Source organism: Salipiger sp., from assembly GCF_059781815.1.
Map to the genome: position 1 here is coordinate 16,511 of NZ_JBYNAH010000023.1, position 15,502 is coordinate 32,012.

Below are 15,502 nucleotides of genomic sequence, written 5' to 3' on the forward strand. Positions count from 1 at the left end.
TAGGTATGGCCCGGCGGGAGGTCAAGCCGTTGTAGCGCGCGCCAGCGCCGCAGACACAAGATCGTGTGGCAATGCCATGTAGCTTTGCGTTGATGTCCAGATCAGCGCCGTTTCCACCTCGCGACCCGGCCAGATCTGCGCCAGCGCTGCCGCATAGGCCCCCATCTGCCGCAGCAGCCCCTCGGGGACCTCGGCCGGCGTCGCGGGCACGGTGCGGTTCGACTTGAAGTCGACCGCGATGATCTTGGTGTCGGTCACTAGCAGCCGGTCGATGATGCCGTGGATGCGCCCGACAGGCTCTATGCTGGCGGAAATCGGCACTTCTGCAAGGGTGCCAGGGGCAAAGAACGGCGCCAGCGCGGGCGTGTCGAGCACCGCGATGGCCTCCTCGGCGAGCCGCTCGGTCTCTTCCGGCAATTCCTCGGCGATGGCGAGCACATGCGGAACCGCCTCGGCGCGCGCCTCTGCCGGGAGCGCCGAGAGATGTTCGAGCAGCAGGTGCAGCGCGGTGCCGCGGCGCATCGCTTCTTCGGTGTCGTCGCCATCCTCGCCGCCAAGCGCCTTGGGGCCGCCAAGGTTCGAGGGCGAGACCGCCTCGGTTGCCGCCTCCGGCACGGGCGCGGGATGGCGGAAGATCTCGGGCAGCTCCGCCTCGACGCGCGGGGCCTCCTCGACCGTCTCATGCGGCAGGTCGCTCCAGTCGGCGCGTCCCAGCGTCAGCCCCTCGCCGCTGCCCCAGCCGCCAAAGCCGAACTCGGCGGGCTCGGCGCCCGAGCGCTCCATGCCGAGCCGCACCTGATCGTACCAGGCGTTGCCCTGGCTGCCGAGCTTGCCGGCGGCGGCGACCACGAGCCACTTCTCGGCCCGGGTCAGAGCCACATAGAGCAGCCGGTCACGTTCGCGCTGGCCGGCCTCCTTGGCCTCGGCCAGAGCCTGCGCCTGGACCTGCGGCTGGCCCTCGGCGCTGGCCTTCCAGACCGTGCCGGTCTCGCCCTCGAGCAGGCTGTCGCGGATCTGGCTGTTGGGCTCGGCGCAGTCGGGCAGGATCACGATCGGCGCCTCGAGCCCCTTGGCTCCGTGCACTGTCATCACCCGGATGCGGCTGCCGGCGCTGTCGGGGGCGCGCTTAATCTCGAGATCGTCGGTCTGCATCCACTCGAGGAAGCCGGTGAGCGAGGGCACTTCGGTCTGCTCGTAGGCCAGCGCCTGCGCGAGCAGCGCGTTGATGCCATCCTCGGCCTCTTCGCCAAGTCGCCCGAGCAATCGCTTGCGCCCGTCATGGCGGGTGAGGATGCGCTCGATGAGATCGTAGGGGCGCAGGAAATCGGTCTCGCTGCGGAGGTCGTCGAGCACCGCCATCACGCGCGGCAAAGCGTCTCTGTTCCTGCGCAACTCGGCCCAGAGATAGCCCTTGCGGCCCTGCGCCAGCGTGAACAGCTGCTGCTGCGACAGGCCAAAGAGCGGCGAGCGCAGCGCGGTGGCGAGCGACAGGTCATCCTCGGGCGTGGCGAGGAAGGCCAGCAGCGCGCCGATATCCTTCACCGCCAGCTCCGACATCACCTTGAGCCGGTCGGCCCCGGCGATCGGCAGGCCATGCTGCTTGCAGGCGCGGATGATCTCGGAGAACAGCGTGCCGCGCCCGCGCACGAGGATCAGGAAATCGCCGGCATGGGCGGGGCGGGTCTTGTAGCTGCCGCTATGGCCGATCTCTTCGGGAAGCGGCGTGCCGATGGTGCGGTCGATGAAGCCCGCGATGCGGTTGGCGAGCACCACCGCGTGATGGCGCTGGCCGACCCGGTCGACCGGCTCGTACCAATCGGCCTCCTCCTCGTCGTCCTTGGTCGGCTCCACATGCGGCCAGAGATCGACCCGGCCGGGCATCTCCGACTTGAAGGCGCGGTGTTTCTGATCCTGCGAGAACCCCGCCGCCTCGCGCCCGTCGAAGGTGTTGTCGACCAGCCGCAGGATCGGCTCGGCGGAGCGGAAGCTGTATTCCAGCATCATCCGGCTCAGCGGCGCCTCGGTGCGTTGCAGGCGCTCGGCGAACTCGTCGCACATGCGGTCGAACTCGCGCGGGTCGGCGCCCTGGAAGGAGTAGATCGACTGCTTCTTGTCGCCGACCACGAAGATCGTGCGCCGCACATCGGCGCGCGCGCCCTCTCCGGAGGTGAACTCATGCGCCAGCCGCTCGATCACCTGCCATTGCACCGGCGAGGTGTCCTGCGCCTCGTCGACGAGGATGTGGTCGATGCCGCCGTCGAGCCGGTAGAGCACCCATTCCGCCACCCGCTCATCGGAGAGCAGATCGCGGGCGCGGATCACCAGATCGTCGAAATCGAGCCAGCCGCGGCGCTGCTTCTCTGTCTCGTAGGCGGGCAGGAAGGCCTGCGCGAAGCGGTGCAGCGCCAGCTCGCGCCCGACCGCACCCAGCGCCAGCCGGGTCTGACGCGCCTGTTCGACCCTGCGCATCAGGTCTTCGAGCCGGGTCATCAGCGGCTCGAGCGCGCCGGTCTGCAGCCCCTTGGTGGGGAAACTGCCGATCTTGGCGGTGAACGGCTCCTTGGCGGCCTTGCCGGTGAGCAGCACGCCCTCGAGGATCTGCAGCGCGTCGAGATCGGGGCCGCCGATCCGCGCCAGTTGCAGACCCGCCTTCTGGTCGTTCTTGCCCGAGCCGGCCAGCGCCGCCGCCACCTCGCGCAGCAGCTCGATCTCACCGCCGAGGAAGACCGAGGCCAGCAGCGCCTCTTCGCTGTCCTCCGGCGAGAGCCCGTACATGGCGAGGATCTCCTCGTGCGACCGCGCCGGCAGGAAGGCCTCCTTGCTGCGGCACATCTCGGCCAGCAGCTTGTCGGGATCGTCGGTCAGATAGCGCGCCAGATCGGCCACCAGAGCCTGTCGCGGACCTTCCGAGAGCCTGTCGAGCACCTCGGCGCGCAAGAGCTGCGCCGCGCGGTCTTCCATCTCGTGAAACTGCGGCGAGACCCCGGCTTCGAGCGGGAAGCGCCGCAAGAGCGAGGCGCAGAACGAGTGGATGGTCTGGATGCGCAGCCCGCCCGGCGTCTCGATGGCGCGGGCAAAGAGTGTGCGCGCGCCGGCCAGCCGCTCGGGCGGCAGCGGCCCGTCGAGCCCGAGCTGGCGCAGCTCGGCCCGCAGCGCCTCGTCATCGAGCATCGCCCAGGCGCCGAGACGGCGGAACAGCCGGTTCTGCATCTCGGTGGCGGCGGCCTTGGTGTAGGTCAGGCACAGGATGTGCTCGGGCAGCACCCCGTCGAGCAGCAGCCGCGCCACCCGGTCGGTGAGCACGCGGGTCTTGCCCGAGCCGGCATTGGCCGAAAGCCAGGTCGACAGATCCGGCCGCGCGGCGCGGACCTGCGCTTCGGTCGCCTCGTCGCGCTTCATTCCAGCACCTCGCGGTCGGCCTCGTCGATCACGTCCCATTCGCCAAAGCGTGACAGGTGGTCATACTCGGACACGTCTTTCTCCCGCACCAGCGCGGCGCGGGCGGTATAGCCGCGCTCGGGCTCGAACCAGCGGGTCATCAGCGTCTCGAACTCGGCCCAGACCTGCTGCGCCGGCATCTCCTCGAGCGGCGCCGGCACCTCGCGGGGATTGCTGGACACAGAGACAAACACGGCCCGTTCGGTGTGTCGCGGTTGCAGATCCTTGAACGCCCCGCGCTCGACCATCGCCGCCTCGAGCAGCAGCTGCTTGTCGAAATGGCGCTGCTGGCTCTCCGTGGGCGCGGCGCCGGTCTTGTAATCGTAGAGATGCGCGCCGCCGCGGTCGTCGATGTCGATCCGGTCGGCCTTGCCGCGCAGGGTGAAGCCGAGCGCCGGGATCTCGGCATGGCCCATGATCTCGAAATGCGCCGGGCGGGCGATGCTCTGGCGCTCCCGCTCGGTCTCGGCAAACCACTCCGCCACCCGCCCGAGCCGCGCCTGCCAGAGATGCCGCGTCGTCGGGTAGGGCACGCGCTCCGGATCGCCGATCAGCGCCGTTGTACGTCTGAGCAGGGCCTCGGTGGTGAGCTGCGTCGGGTCGGCAAGGCTCTCCTTGACGAACTCCTCGAGCACCTCGTGGATCAGGATCCCGCGTAGCAGCGCATCGGGGGCGCGTTGCAGCGGGTTGAGCGGGGAGAGCTTCAGCACCCGCTTCGCGTAGATGTGGAACGGGTCGCGGATCAGGTGCTTGATCTCGGTGACCGAGAGGCTGACCGGGCGCGCCTCTCTGGGCGGTGCCGGCGATGGCCGGGTCGCGGGCGGGCTCGGCTGTGGCTTTTCCAGCGCGCGCCCCAGCGCCAGCCAGTGACTGCCGCGCGCCTTCATCGCCGCCAGCGCCTGCGGGCCGCTGCGATCGGGCAGACCGTTCATCAGGTTCATCAGGCGGTTGAGCCAGCGCGAGGGCACCGTCTCGGCATCGTCGGATTTCATCGCGCGGGTCAGCCAGACCTGCGGCGCGGCCACCGCCTGCTGGAAATCATGCGCCGCGAGCCCGATGCGCCGCTCGGGCACCAGAAGCCCCGCCTTATGCCGCATCCGGCGGTTCAGCCACGGATCGGCGCCCGGCAGCTCCGGCCACGAGCCCTCGTTGAGCCCGCCGAGGATCAGCAGATCCGCCCCCATGACGCGGGCCTCGAGCGTGCCCCAGATCAGGATGCGCGGGTGCGGCGCGTCGCGGTCGCGCAGTTCGTGCTGCTGCAGGATCGCGGCGAAGAGATCGCCGTAATCGCGGGCGTCGAGATCGGTGCCGAAGCCAGCCTCCGCGCGCAGCCCCTCGACCACCGCCCGCGCCTTGCGCCCGGCGGCCTCCTTCCAGAGCTCGGAATCTTCCCCTTGCGGCCCGGCGGCGATGGCCTCGGCGCGGGTGACATGATCCTCGATCCAGTCCGCCAGCGCGCGCTTGCCGCGAGAGGGCGGCTGGCAGAAGCACTCGGCGACCCAGTTGGCCCAGCTCTCCATCTCGTTCGCCACGCCCCAGGCGCGGATCAGCTCGGGGCGCGGATAGGGCCAGGATTGCTTGCGGATATGCAGCTCGAGCTCGCGGGTGGCGCGCAGGTGCTCGCCCCGGTCATGGCCGGAATGGCAAAGCGGGTGCTTGAGCAGCGTCAACAGCGCCTCGGCGGTCAGATCCTGCTGGAACAGGGGCGAAACATGGCGCAGGAAGCGCCCCGGCGGCGACAGCTGCAGCGGCGTGCCGGCGGAATCGTCGGGCAGGATGTTCCAGCGGTCGAGCGCCGCCGTCACCTGCCGGGTCAGCATCCGGTCGGGGGTGATCAGAGCCGCCGTCAGCCCCTCCTCGGTGGCCTGCCGCAGGCGCAGGGCGATGGCGGTGGCCTCGTCGCGCTGCGAGGCGGCCTCGACCAGCGTCAGATCCTCGGTGGCGGCGATCAGGTCGGGCAGCATCGGCCCCTCGTCGCGCCACTGATCGGTGACCGGCGCCGGGCGCAGCGCCAGCGAGATCAGCCGGTTGCGCGCGGCGCTCGGCGGCTCGGCCCCGGACCAGCGCAGGACCTCTTCGGCCTGCATCCCGAGATCATTCATCAGCTTGGCGAAGCGAAACTGAGGGTGATCCTCGCTCGAGAGCGCATCGGTCAGCCCGTGCCAGACGCTGTCGGGCGTGTCGAAATCGAACCCCGGCAGCACCAGCGCGCCCTGCGGCAGCTTTGCCACGGCGCGCATCAGCTCGTTCGTGCCCCCGCGCGAGCCGGTGGAGCCGGCCAGGATCACCGGGTGCCCGGGCGGGTGTTCCTCCCAGTCGGACAGTCTCTGTTTCAGCGCAAGACGGCGAAACGCGGTGGTGTCGGGCGCATCCTCGGCATTGTCGAAATAGCGCTGCACGATGTTGAGAAAGCTCAGCGCGCGCTGCCAGTGGCCGGACTCGTCGCTGACATCGAGCGCCGCGATATCCTCGGGCGAGACGCCCTCATCCTGCATCTCGTCCATCAGCGTGGCGAGGCTGTCGGCGAGATCGAAGAGCGCGGTGCGGGGAGCGAGATCGGGCTGCGCGTCGAGCAGGCTCGAGACCAGCCCGGTAAGCTCCAGTCGCCGCCGGAGCGGCGAGACCGGCGCGGGCAGATGCGACAGCGCGATCGGGTCGGCGACGTTGCTCAGAAGCCGGATGCGCGGCAGCAGCGTTGCCGGGCCGCGATCGAAGATCTGCCGGATGCGCCGCGCCATGCGGGTGGTGTTGACGATCAGTTCGACCCGCGCCATCGCCTCGGGCGGCTGGCCCTGCATGCGTGCGCAGAGCCCCGCGACCAGCGCCTCGGGGAAATCGATGCCGGGGGCCAGGGCAAAAACGCGGGGGGCGGCGGAAGGCTCAAACATCGGTCGCCAGCATCTCTTCGGCGAGGCGGATGCCCTCGGGATGGCCCACGTCGCACCATTGCCCGGGATAGGGCAGACCGAAGAGCCGGCCCTCCTCGGCCATCCGGTTCCAAAGCAGGTTCAGCGAAAATACAGGCTCTAACACGGCCTCAAGTGTGTCCGTCTTGACGATCTGCGCACCGGTATAGACGAAATCTCCGCCGCGCTGGAGCTGACCGCCCGGGGCGATCTCGAAATCGCCGCCTCCCTTGCGCCCGATGGCGCTCCCGAGCGGCACGCAGAGCAGCAGCGCGTCCATGCGCGCGGGATCCCAGGCCTCGGCCAGCAGGCGCAGCGGGTTGGGGCCGGACCAGACCGCGTCGGTGTTGAGGGTGAAGACCGGGTCGGCCTCGAGAAGCGGAAGCGCCAGACGCAGGCCGCCGCCGGTGTCGAGGATCTCGGGCTCTTCGCGCGAGACGGCCACAGCGCGGGGTGCGAGATGCGCCTCGAGCTGGTCGGCGCGGTAATGGGCGTTGGCCACAAGGCGCAGCGGGCCGAACCCCTCGGCGAGGTCCAGCGCGTGGTCGATCAGCGGCTTGCCCGCCACCTCGATCAGCGGCTTCGGGCGGTCGGCGGTCAGGGCGCCCATGCGGGTGCCGAAACCGGCGGCGAAGAGCATCAGGGCGTCGGGCATGGGGTTTTCAGCCTTTGCAGGATCTCGGGCGTGGGCGCGGGAAGCGCCGGATGCAGGATCGCGGCGACCTCCGCAAGGGCCGGATGGCGCAGATCGGTCTGCAGGTGGCCCCAAACGCGCGGGATCAGGTCGATATAGCCTGGCTTGCCCCGGGTTGCGGCGAGCCGTGCGAAGACCCCGAGAATGCGCAGATTTCGCTGCGCGCCGAGCACCGCGAGGGCTGTGCGGAAGGGGGCTTCGGGCTGGCCGGTTTCCGAGAGATAATGACGGATCGCGGCCGCTGCGGTCTCGGGGGCAATATCGCGGCGGGCATCCTCGATCAGCGAGACGAGATCATAGGCGCGGTGACCCTGCAGCGCGTCCTGGAAATCGAGCAGGCCGGCGCGGGCGGGGCCTTCGCGCTCTGGCAGCCAGAGGATGTTCTCGGCGTGGTAGTCGCGGAGGATCATCACATCGGTGTCGGGGGCGTGGGCCTTGAGCACGCGCTCGAAGGCCGCGGCGCAGGCCTCGGCGGTGCCGGGCTGCGGGGCGTGGCCGGCATTGCTGGCGTAGCAGGTGAAGGCGAGGTCGGTCATCGCCGCGAGGGTCTGCGGTGTCGCTTCGGGCAGATCCGGCGGCGGCGCGTGACGATGAAGGGCGATCAACGCGTCGGTTGCGGCGAGATAGAGCCGCTTTTCGGTCTCGGGATCGCTGGAGAGCCGAGCGATCAGACCGTCACCGAGATCCTCGAGCAGCAGCTTGCCCGGCGCTTCGGCATAGATCTGCGGCGCGCTGAGGCCGAGCGAGAGCAGGTGCCGAGAGAGCCGGGCAAAGAGGGCAGTGTCGCCCTCGGGATCGTCCATCAGGATCGCGCGCTCCGCACCCCTGGCGAGCCGCGTGTAGCGGCGGGCAGAGGCGTCTCCGGCGATCGGCGTAGCGGTGGCGTCTGCCCAGCCGGCCTGCGCGAGGAAGGTGTCGGTCATCCGGTCAGCTCCGGCACGATGGCGTCCCAGCGCAGATCGCTCCAGTCGAGCGTCAGTTCGCGGCTGTCTTCCGCCGCGCCCGCATTGAAGCTCAGCGACAGCGCGTCGGCGGGGGCGAGATCCTCGAGCCGGTCGGGCCATTCGACGAGGCAGATTGCGGTCTCGAAGGCGTCGGCGAGGCCGAGTTCCTCGCACTGATCCGGGTCGGAGAGGCGATAAAGATCCGCATGCCAGAGCTCTCCGGCGGCGGTGTCATAGACCTGCACCAGCGTGAAGGTCGGCGAGGGCACATCCTCGGGCGCGTCTTGCAGGGCGTGGATCAGGCAACGGGCGAAATGGGTCTTCCCGGCCCCGATGCCGCCCGAGAGCAGCAACACGTCGCCGGGCGAGAGCCGCGTCGCCAGCTTTCTGGCGAGGGCACAGGTCGCCTCGGGCGAGGTCAGGGTGAGGACGGCGCGCGGCGAGGTCATGGCGGCGAAGATACCGTGCCGCCGCGCCGGTGCAAGGGCGATCCGAGCGCGGCCGTTCAGGACGGGGCGAGCGCCTCCGGCCGTGGCGTGACCAGCCGCGCGAAGCGCACCAGCGTGGCGCCGCCGGGCAGGGGTTCGGCGTGGCAGCGCAGGGGCCGATCCTCGAGATCGCGCAGCTCGGCCTCCCAGGCTGCGCGGTCGCGCTGGGTGGTCACGAAGTCGCGCAGATCGCCCCAGATCGGGCTCGGGTGGAAGGCGGCCTGCCAGTGTTGCGTGGCCTCGCCGATGCCGAGATCGGCGGGGCTTGCCTCGGGGTCGGCGCCCCACATCTCGCGATAGGCGGCGTTGCAGAAGGCCAGCTTGCCGATGCGCGAGAACACGGCGATGGCATCTTCGAGACTGTCGAGCACCGATTGCGAGGTCTCGAGTTCCTGCCGGAAATGCCGGGTGAGAGACACTTCGGCGCTGATATCCTCGAACAGGAAGGCGATGCCGCCATCGGGATGCGGCCGCCCGGTCATCCGGTAGGTCAGCCCCGAGGGCAGCGACCACGTTTCGACATGGTGGTCGCTGCTGGCGGCGGCGATGACCTCGCCCAGCTTGTCGCGCCAGCTTCGGTAATCGCGGGGTTCGGGCATGACCTGCTTGTCGCGCAGCATGTCGAAGAAGCTGAGCAGGTTGGGGCGCCCGGTCAGGACATCCGCCGGCAGCTGGGTGAGGTCGAGCAGCGCCGGATTGAACAGCACCAGCCGCCGCTCCTTGTCGAACACCGCGAGCGCGATGGGCAGATGGGCGAAGATGCGGGTCAGGGTCTGCAGGAAATTGCGCTGGGTGGTTTCCGCGCTGATCACCGCGTCGATGTTCTGGGCGTAGTGCAGCCAGCCGCCGGAGATCCGGCACGATTGCACCTCGTACCAGGATCGGGTGTCGGCCTCGGCGCTGCCGAGACTGGTACGGGTCACCCGAAGCGCCTGGCCGGGGTCGGGGCGGAGACGGAAAGGCGAGGTGCCGGGCGCGGCGCCCGCCTGCGCGCGCAGGTCGTCGAAGACGGCGTTGGTCCAGGTGATGGCGTCGGCGTCGTCCGTCATCCAGATGGCCAGTGGCGCGCGCGCGACCGCGCGGCGCAGCAGTGCCAGTTCGTGTTCCTGGCAACGCAGGCGCAGGGCCTCGCCTCCGGCAAGGGGGGGCGCGCTCAGCGTGAGGCGGACGCTGTCGCCATCGGGCGCGAGGGTGAGGCGGGTGAAGGGGTCGTCCTGCGCGCAGAGCGAGAGGCGGGTGTTGGGCGGCCGATCGGGCAGGGGGCCGAACAGCGGTTCGAGTGCTGCGGTGACCTCGGCCCAGCCGAGAGGCTCTTCGGGAGCGCGCTCGAAGAGGCGGTCGGCCTGAGACGAGCGGTCGCTGACCACATCGCCGCGCAGCACCAGGGTCACCGGCGGGTCCTGTGCAGTGACCATCGAAGCCGCGGGCGGCCGTCGGCCGGCGTGGCTGACCAGCCAGCCCGCGACGAAGGCGGCGCCGCCGGCCCCAAGGCCGGTGAAGAGAGCAAGCACGGGTTCGACCAAGGCGCATATCCCGGAAGGTGTTCCGGGATATGGGTACGGCAGGAAAGGTTAATCCGGGGTTAAACGGCCCGTCGAGCCCGCGTCTCAGGCCTCGAAGGGTTGGTTTTCGCCTATGCCGGTGCCGACGGGTATGACGGGTGGCATGATGCTGGCGCGGGGCCAGACCACCTCGACGATGGCGCCCGAGCGCGGTCCGCGGCGGACGCCGGAGCTGGGATCGGAGCCATTGGCGAAGCTGAGCTCGGCGCCGCTGCGTTCGAGCAGGGTCTTGGCGATGAACAGACCCAGCCCCATGCCTTCGTATTCCGGGCGGGCGCGGCGGTCGGCCTCGCTGCGGCGGCGGCGCATCAGCGGATCGCCAAGCCGCCCGATCAGGTGCGGCGGGAAGCCTTCGCCGTCGTCGAGGATGCGCACGGTGACGCTGTCGGCATCCCAGAGCGCCTCGACCCAGACCTGGCTGCGGGCGAAATCCACCGCGTTCTGGATCAGGTTGCGCAGCCCGTGGATGACCTCGGGCCGGCGCAGGATCTGCGGCACCACCGGATCGTCCGGGTCGGGCCGGGTCTCGATTCCGATCTCCTTGCCGCGATCTTCATGCGGCTCGGCGGCCTCGCGGATCACCTCGGTCAGCGGCGCCTGCCGCATCTGCAGGTCGTCCTTGCCGGCGCGGCCCATGCTGCGCAGGATATCCCGGCAGCGGTCGGCCTGATCTCGGATCAGCCGTGCATCCTCCTGGCTGTCGGGGCGGTCGTCGAGATCCTCGATCAGCTCGGCGGAGGTGAGCTTGATGGTGGCCAGCGGCGTGCCCAGCTCATGCGCCGCGGCGGCGACCACGCCGCCCAGGTCGTTGAGTTTCTGGGCCCGCCCCAGCGCCATCTGGGTGGCAAGCAGCGCGTCGGACATGGTGTTCATCTCGGTGGTGATGCGGCGGGCGTAGACCGAGATGAAGACCAGCGCGATGGAGATCGCCACCCATTCACCGAAGATGAACACCTGCGGCAGCTCCAGAACCTCGCCGTTCATCGGGCGCAGCGGGATGTGCACGAAGGCCATGATCGTCACCAGCACGAAGGCGGTGGCGTTCAGAAGCACGGTCGAGCGCAGCGACAGCACTGTCGCCGATACGGTGACCGGGGCAAGCACCAGCATCGAGAACGGGTTGTTGAGCCCGCCTGTGAGGAACAGCAGGAAGCACAATTGCAGCAGGTCGAACATGACCATCAGCGTGTTCTCGGTCTCTGAGAGGCGCTTGTTCTCGGGGAAGACGAACATCGCCACGAGGTTTCCGGCCACCGACACGCCGACCGCGAGGTAACAAAGCCCAAGCTCGAGCTGCAGGTCGTAGAGTTGCCGCGCCACCGCGATGGCGATGAGCTGGCCGCCGATGGCAACCCAGCGCAGCACGATCATGGTGCGCAGGCGGATGAAATTGCCGCGCTGGTCCTCGTCCAGCAATCCCAGGTCTTCTTCGCTCATCTGCGCGCTTTCGTCTCTTTGATCCGGCCCGGGCAATTGTTAGGTCTGCCCCATCCGATACGCAAACAACTCCGGAATCGTCTCATGCGCTGGATCGCCGCCGTCGCCGCTGCTCTCGTTCTCGCCCTGTTGATCGGGGGAACGTGGCTCTTCACGCGCCCCAGTGCCGAGGCCGATCCTTTCGAACCCTGCAGGGAAGGCGCCATCGCCGGCGGTGCCGGGCAGATCGGCGGCCCGTTCGAGCTGGTCAACGCGCAAGGCGAGACGGTCACCGACAAGGACGTGATCACCCAGCCGACGCTGCTCTATTTCGGCTATACCTTCTGCCCCGATGTCTGCCCGCTCGACACCGTGCGCAACGCCGATGCGGTCGATCTGCTCGAGGCGCAGGGCAAGATGGTGACGCCGGTGTTCATCTCGATCGACCCCGAGCGCGACACCCCCGAGGCGGTGGGAGACTTTGCCCACAACGTGCACGAGCGCATGATCGGCCTGACCGGCTCGCCCGAGCAGATCCAGGCGGCGAGCCAGGCCTACCGGACCTATTTCAAGAAGCAGGACGGCGACGACGAGTTCTACCTCGTCGATCACTCGACCTTCACCTACCTCGTGCTGCCCGAACATGGCTTCGTCGAGTATTTCCGCCGCGACAAGACCCCCGAGGAGGTCGCCACCGCCGCGGCCTGCTTCATCGACCGCATGTAACAAGTTCGATATGGCGGTTTGACCCTCAGCACCCCGCAGGATATTTAAATCAGTGGGATAAGTTGGGTTGAGGGAACGCACGTGTCGGAACACAGGATCGAAGACCTTGGCGACGATCGGTCGCTGCTCCTTGTCGATGACGACGAGCCCTTCCTAAGGCGCCTCGCCAAGGCGATGGAGAAGCGCGGCTTCGAGGTCGAGACCGCCGATTCCGTCGCAGGCGGCCGCGCCATCGCCACCGCCCGTCCGCCGGCCTATGCGGTGGTCGATTTGCGGCTCGAGGATGGCAACGGGCTCGACGTGGTCGAGGTGCTGCGCGAACGCCGCCCCGACAGCCGCATCGTGGTTCTGACAGGCTACGGCGCCATCGCCACCGCAGTCGCCGCGGTCAAGATCGGCGCCACCGATTATCTCTCGAAGCCCGCCGACGCCACCGACATCACCAACGCGCTGCTGTCGAAGGGCGACGACCTGCCGCCGCCGCCGGAAAACCCGATGAGCGCCGACCGGGTGCGCTGGGAGCATATCCAGCGGGTCTACGAGCTTTGCGACCGCAACGTCTCGGAGACCGCGCGCCGGCTCAACATGCACCGCCGCACCCTGCAGCGCATCCTCGCCAAGCGCTCGCCGCGCTGAGCGGCTTGCCTTGGGCAAGAGGGGGCGCTGGGCTCAGAGGTCGTAGCGCTTGAGCACCTTGTCGACGACCTGTCCGTTGGCCATGACATAGCCGCGGATCGCGCCGTAATCCTCGAAGCCGCGGCTCTGGTAGTAGATCAGCCCGCCCTCGTTGTCGGCGCGGATCTCGGCGTTGATCCAGGCATAGCCCGAAACCCGTGCCGCGCGCGTGGTCGCCTCGAAGAGCTTCGAGCCGATGCCGAGCCCGGTCTTGCCGATGCGGGCGAAGGTGGCGATCTGGCCCACGGTCTCGCCATGCTCGCGATGCGGCTCGACCCACTGGAACCCCATCAGCTCGCCCGCCGCATCCTCGGCCACGTGCCAGATCGAGCGCGGATCGGCCTCCATCTTGTTGAGCAGGCTCTCGCGGCTCACCGGGTCGGTGAGCGCGGTGGTGCCGCCGGCCTCGATGATCTCGTTCAGGAGCTCGGCCATCTGGCGGGCGTCGAGCGGCGCGGCGCGGCGGGTGGTGATGGTCATGGCAGCTGCTCCAGCAATTCGGCGTGGCGCGCGGTGAAGGCGTGGCGGGCCTCGACCGGCGGGCGCAGGTGGATGTCGAGCCCCTCCATCAGCGCATCGTCGGGCCGGCCAAAGAACTTCTTGGCCTCGGCCTCGGTGAAGCCCGCGATCTGCGTCGCCTCCATGTAGGCCGAGACCATATCGGCCTTCTTGATGCGCTTCTTGAGCGTCACCGGGCAGAGCGCCGGCAGGCCGAAGCGGATGCGGATCGCCGCCTCGAGCCGCTTGTCGAGCTCCTTGTATTCTGGCCCCACCGCCGCCTTCACCGGCGAGATCATGTCGCCGATGACGTATTCCGGCGCATCATGCAGCAGCGCTGTGAGCTGCTGGGCGGGGGTGGCATTGGGATACATCCGGCTGAACAGCGCCTCGACCAGCAGCGAATGCTCGGCCACGGAATAGGGGAAATCGCCCTCGGTCTGGCCGTTCCAGCGCGCCACGAAGGCGAGCCCGTGGGCAATATCTTCGATCTCGATATCGACCGGGGTCGGGTCGAGCAGGTCGAGCCTGCGGCCCGAGAGCATCCGTTGCCAGGCGCGGCTCTGTTTCGGCATGATCAGACCTCCAGCGGCTCGGTGCTGTAGACGTGGTTGCTGTGCAGCTTGCCGCGATGGGCATAGCCGAGGCCCCGGAAGGTGCGGCGAATCCAGGCCTCCTGCCGGAAATACTCCAGCACGAGGATCGGGCGCCAGCGGTGCACGATGTGCCAGGCCCCGCGCAGCGCCTGCTTTTCGTGGCCTTCGACATCGAGCTGCAGGATCGAGACCTTGCGCGCCAGCGGCACCGTGTAATCGAGCATCACCGCCGAAACAGGCTCGATTCCCTCCCCCGGTGCCTCGACGAAATGCGACAGCCCGCCGAGCGAGCGGCCCTCGGCATCGCGGGTGCGGAACAGCACCTCTTCGTCGCGGTTCGACAGGGCGGCGTTGGTCAGTTCGACATTGGTGAGCCCGTTGAGCGCGATGGTCTCGCGCGCGGCGGCGTAATTGCCCGGGTTCGGCTCGAAGGCCCAGAGCTTGCGCCCCTCGGCCAGCCCCGACGACAGCGCCGGCAGGAAATCCCCGAAGAAGGTGCCCGCGTGGATGATATCGCCATCGCCTGCGTGCTTCCGCATGAAGCGCAGCGTGTCGGGCTCGTAGGCGCGGCCCGCGATCACCGCCTTCGCGGCGGGCCGGTCCTCAAGCCCCTTCGGCACGCAGTAGCGCCCGTATTCGTTCGAGGGGTAGACTGCGTCGGCCTCGTCCATGTCCTGCCCTTCGCATGTTGTGCCCTGCCGTCGCGGCATCGTTATCGTTCTGTTGGCTGCAATTTCTGATCCACGTTGCCGGGCAATACAAGGGATGCTACCTCCCACGTCAAATCCGCAATGCAGGAATGGAGCGCCGGAACATGGCTGAAGACTATATCGTCAAGGACATCGCGCTGGCCGAGTTCGGCCGCAAGGAACTGGATATCGCCGAAACCGAGATGCCGGGCCTGATGGCCTGCCGCGCCGAGTTTGGCGAAGAGCAGCCGCTCAAGGGCGCCCGCATCGTCGGCTCGCTGCACATGACGATCCAGACCGCCGTGCTGATCGAAACCCTCGTGGCGCTGGGCGCCGATGTCCGCTGGGCCTCGTGCAACATCTTCTCGACCCAGGATCACGCCGCCGCCGCCATCGCCGCGGGCGGCACTCCGGTCTTCGCCGTCAAGGGCCAGACCCTGACCGAGCACTGGGATTACCTCGACCGCTCCTTCCAGTTCCCCGAAGGCGCCAACATGATCCTGGACGATGGCGGCGACGCCACGCTCTACGTGCTGCTTGGCGCGCGCGCCGAGGCGGGCGAGGATCTGGGCGTGCCGACCTCGGAAGAGGAAGAGGTGATCCACGCGCAGATCAAGAAGCGCATGGCGCAGAGCCCGGGCTGGTTCACCAAGACCCGCGAGGCGATCATGGGCGTCTCGGAAGAGACCACCACCGGCGTGCACCGTCTTTATGATCTGCAGAAAAAGGGCCTGCTGCCCTTCCCGGCGATCAACGTGAACGACAGCGTCACCAAGTCGAAATTCGACAACAAGTACGGCTGCAAGGAAAGCCTCGTCGACGGCATCCGCCGCGCCACCGACACCATGATGGCCGGCAAGGTCGCCGTGG

At 68.7% G+C, this 15,502-nt stretch carries 13 protein-coding genes; 3 read left to right on the forward strand and 10 right to left on the reverse strand.

Features of this window, described 5'->3' with window-relative positions:
* Nucleotides 1-21: 21 nt before the first annotated feature.
* The 7 genes from addA to regB form a co-directional block, all read right to left on the reverse strand.
* The gene (gene addA, locus AC6RA4_RS04475; protein ID WP_500157797.1) at nucleotides 22-3,399 is read right to left on the reverse strand and encodes a double-strand break repair helicase AddA; all 3,378 of its coding nucleotides are present in this window, start codon (nucleotides 3,397-3,399) and stop codon (nucleotides 22-24) included.
* On the reverse strand, nucleotides 3,396-6,326 hold the full coding sequence (addB, locus tag AC6RA4_RS04480) for a double-strand break repair protein AddB (RefSeq protein ID WP_500157799.1): 2,931 nt from the start codon (nucleotides 6,324-6,326) through the stop codon (nucleotides 3,396-3,398). Before addB ends, addA begins: the two co-directional genes overlap by 4 nt.
* Nucleotides 6,319-6,999, reverse strand: a complete 681-nt coding sequence (locus AC6RA4_RS04485) for a nucleotidyltransferase family protein (RefSeq protein WP_500157801.1) — start codon at nucleotides 6,997-6,999, stop codon at nucleotides 6,319-6,321. Before AC6RA4_RS04485 ends, addB begins: the two co-directional genes overlap by 8 nt.
* Nucleotides 6,984-7,961 (reverse strand): aminoglycoside phosphotransferase family protein, encoded by a 978-nt coding sequence (locus AC6RA4_RS04490; protein WP_500157803.1) that lies wholly within the window; start codon nucleotides 7,959-7,961, stop codon nucleotides 6,984-6,986. Before AC6RA4_RS04490 ends, AC6RA4_RS04485 begins: the two co-directional genes overlap by 16 nt.
* The gene (tsaE, locus tag AC6RA4_RS04495) at nucleotides 7,958-8,431 is read right to left on the reverse strand and encodes a tRNA (adenosine(37)-N6)-threonylcarbamoyltransferase complex ATPase subunit type 1 TsaE (RefSeq protein ID WP_500157805.1); all 474 of its coding nucleotides are present in this window, start codon (nucleotides 8,429-8,431) and stop codon (nucleotides 7,958-7,960) included. Before tsaE ends, AC6RA4_RS04490 begins: the two co-directional genes overlap by 4 nt.
* 56 nt (nucleotides 8,432-8,487) lie before the next feature.
* Complete coding sequence (locus AC6RA4_RS04500) at nucleotides 8,488-9,993, reverse strand: PAS-domain containing protein (RefSeq protein WP_500157807.1); 1,506 nt, start codon at nucleotides 9,991-9,993, stop codon at nucleotides 8,488-8,490.
* 84 nt (nucleotides 9,994-10,077) lie between these two features.
* The gene (gene regB, locus AC6RA4_RS04505; protein WP_500157809.1) at nucleotides 10,078-11,469 is read right to left on the reverse strand and encodes a sensor histidine kinase RegB; all 1,392 of its coding nucleotides are present in this window, start codon (nucleotides 11,467-11,469) and stop codon (nucleotides 10,078-10,080) included.
* Between the two features lie 84 nt (nucleotides 11,470-11,553).
* Here regB and AC6RA4_RS04510 point away from each other — a divergent pair, with 84 nt between their 5' ends.
* A complete protein-coding gene (locus AC6RA4_RS04510) occupies nucleotides 11,554-12,174 on the forward strand; it encodes an SCO family protein (protein ID WP_500157810.1) in 621 nt (206 codons plus the stop codon).
* A gap of 81 nt (nucleotides 12,175-12,255) precedes the next feature.
* Nucleotides 12,256-12,810: an ActR/PrrA/RegA family redox response regulator transcription factor gene (locus AC6RA4_RS04515; protein WP_500157812.1), complete on the forward strand. Its 555-nt coding sequence runs from the start codon at nucleotides 12,256-12,258 to the stop codon at nucleotides 12,808-12,810.
* Between the two features lie 33 nt (nucleotides 12,811-12,843).
* Here AC6RA4_RS04515 and AC6RA4_RS04520 read toward each other — a convergent pair whose 3' ends face one another.
* The 3 genes from AC6RA4_RS04520 to AC6RA4_RS04530 are packed head-to-tail and all read right to left on the reverse strand — an operon-like array spanning nucleotide 12,844 to nucleotide 14,614.
* Entirely contained in the window at nucleotides 12,844-13,329 is a 486-nt protein-coding gene (locus AC6RA4_RS04520; protein WP_500157813.1) for a GNAT family N-acetyltransferase, read from the reverse strand.
* Nucleotides 13,326-13,922 carry an HD domain-containing protein gene (locus AC6RA4_RS04525; RefSeq protein WP_500157815.1) on the reverse strand — a complete coding sequence of 199 codons (597 nt, stop codon included), beginning with the start codon at nucleotides 13,920-13,922 and terminating at the stop codon, nucleotides 13,326-13,328. The genes AC6RA4_RS04520 and AC6RA4_RS04525 overlap by 4 nt, the downstream gene beginning before the upstream one ends.
* Before the next feature lie 2 nt (nucleotides 13,923-13,924).
* Complete coding sequence (locus tag AC6RA4_RS04530) at nucleotides 13,925-14,614, reverse strand: FkbM family methyltransferase (RefSeq protein ID WP_500157817.1); 690 nt, start codon at nucleotides 14,612-14,614, stop codon at nucleotides 13,925-13,927.
* 143 nt (nucleotides 14,615-14,757) lie between these two features.
* Here AC6RA4_RS04530 and AC6RA4_RS04535 point away from each other — a divergent pair.
* On the forward strand, nucleotides 14,758-15,502 hold a 745-nt coding region (locus AC6RA4_RS04535), incomplete at its 3' end, for an adenosylhomocysteinase (protein ID WP_500157819.1).

What these genes read in the sequence shown, in the direction of transcription:
- AC6RA4_RS04490 (WP_500157803.1), bottom strand. Translation starts at nt 7,961, where the DNA reads ATGACCGACACCTTCCTCGCGCAGGCCGGCTGGGCAGACGCCACCGCT.
- AC6RA4_RS04485 (WP_500157801.1), bottom strand. Translation starts at nt 6,999, where the DNA reads ATGCCCGACGCCCTGATGCTCTTCGCCGCCGGTTTCGGCACCCGCATG.
- AC6RA4_RS04510 (WP_500157810.1), top strand. Translation starts at nt 11,554, where the DNA reads ATGCGCTGGATCGCCGCCGTCGCCGCTGCTCTCGTTCTCGCCCTGTTG.
- AC6RA4_RS04525 (WP_500157815.1), bottom strand. Translation starts at nt 13,922, where the DNA reads ATGCCGAAACAGAGCCGCGCCTGGCAACGGATGCTCTCGGGCCGCAGG.
- tsaE (WP_500157805.1), bottom strand. Translation starts at nt 8,431, where the DNA reads ATGACCTCGCCGCGCGCCGTCCTCACCCTGACCTCGCCCGAGGCGACC.
- regB (WP_500157809.1), bottom strand. Translation starts at nt 11,469, where the DNA reads ATGAGCGAAGAAGACCTGGGATTGCTGGACGAGGACCAGCGCGGCAAT.
- addA (WP_500157797.1), bottom strand. Translation starts at nt 3,399, where the DNA reads ATGAAGCGCGACGAGGCGACCGAAGCGCAGGTCCGCGCCGCGCGGCCG.
- AC6RA4_RS04520 (WP_500157813.1), bottom strand. Translation starts at nt 13,329, where the DNA reads ATGACCATCACCACCCGCCGCGCCGCGCCGCTCGACGCCCGCCAGATG.
- AC6RA4_RS04530 (WP_500157817.1), bottom strand. Translation starts at nt 14,614, where the DNA reads ATGGACGAGGCCGACGCAGTCTACCCCTCGAACGAATACGGGCGCTAC.
- addB (WP_500157799.1), bottom strand. Translation starts at nt 6,326, where the DNA reads ATGTTTGAGCCTTCCGCCGCCCCCCGCGTTTTTGCCCTGGCCCCCGGC.